1 protein-coding gene is annotated in these 1,488 nt (G+C 39.4%); it reads right to left on the bottom strand.

The genetic code is table 11. The features are described from left to right. Positions 1–168 precede the first annotated feature (168 nt). Positions 169–1,290: a tRNA 2-thiouridine(34) synthase MnmA gene (gene mnmA / locus NZ519_11215; GenBank protein MCS7029321.1), complete on the bottom strand. Its 1,122-nt coding sequence runs from the start codon at positions 1,288–1,290 to the stop codon at positions 169–171. Positions 1,291–1,488: the final 198 nt, after the last annotated feature.

Below are 1,488 nucleotides of genomic sequence, written 5' to 3'. Positions count from 1 at the left end.
ATTCTTTTATCCCTGGTTATATTTTGTATATCACCGGGGGTAAACAGTTTTTTTTTTTTTTATACCTTTTTTTTACACGGTTGGGCGACCTGCTTCGCTGGTCGCCCAAAATTATACGCCAACCTAACAAAAACTTAAAATTTAATACCTATTCATCTAACCTACTCTTTAACTTACCTGACTACTTTCTACGCTTGGGGCATTTTTAGTAATCCAACCTCCACCAATCAAATCCTCATTTTCATAAAAGACCGCAGATTGCCCAGGCGTAACAGCACGTACAGGTTCATTAAAAACTACTTTTACCTGACCGTGTTCCATATATAAACAGCTATCAGTTCCTTCATCTCTATAACGAATTTTAGTATGTGCAGACATCCCCTGAGAAATACTTTCGTACTTCATAAGATTGATCTCTTTTACCCACATCTCCGTGCTTAGCAAAGCTTCATCTTTACCTAATACTACAGTATTGGTTTGTGGAATAATGTCCACTACATACACAGGATAACCTAAGGCGATTTCTAATCCTCTACGCTGACCAATAGTGTAAAAGGGATAGCCTTTATGTTTGCCCACTACTGTACCATCGGTAAGAACAAAGTTTCCACCTTCTACCTTTTCTGCTAATCCAGGAACTTTGAATTTCAAAAACTCACGATAGTCATTATCAGGCACAAAGCAAATTTCATAGCTTTCAGACTTCTTAAAAAGATCTTTAAATCCCATTTCCAAAGCCATTTTTTTTATTTCAGACTTATGGTACTTTCCTATTGGGAACAGAGTTCGGGCTAAACTTTTTTGACTTAGTCCCCAAAGTACATAGGACTGGTCTTTATGGGCATCTACTCCTTTTTTGATGTAATATCTTGTGCCTGATACAGCGCGTTGGGCATAATGACCTGTTGCGATATATTCACAATCTAATTTATCTGCTCTTTTCAATAGTGCTTCCCATTTAATATGGGTGTTGCATAACACGCAGGGATTAGGTGTTCTTCCTGCAAGGTATTCTTCTACAAAGTGGTTAATCACGTAATCTCCAAATTCTTGGCGAATATCAATAACGTAATGCGGAAAGCCCATAGAAACTGCTACATTTCGCGCATCGTTAATAGAGTCCAAACTGCAGCATCCTGTTTCTTTGCTTCGACTGCCTGAACTCACGTAGTCCCAAGTTTTCATAGTCATGCCGATTACTTCGTAGCCTTCTTCGTGTAGCATAGCTGCTGCTACCGAGCTATCCACACCTCCGCTCATAGCCACTAAAACACGCCCATTTCTACTCATAGTCTTTATTGTGCAAAGATAGACAAGTTTAGGTCTATATTTGTTCCATAAGTTGAAATTTGTTACAAAAGTTAGGGGGGCTCAACTTTGGTTTATAGTGAAAAAAGTTAAGTTTTAATAGATTTTTTGGGCGTGCCCTTGTGGGCGTTTCGCTTGCGCTCATGCCCACAAGGTCGGCGTGCTTCGGGCTACGCTATC

The organism is Bacteroidia bacterium (genome assembly GCA_025056095.1).
In the GTDB taxonomy this organism is placed as follows: Bacteria; Bacteroidota; Bacteroidia; order JANWVE01; family JANWVE01; genus JANWVE01.
This window is presented reverse-complemented; position numbering and strand designations above follow the sequence as displayed.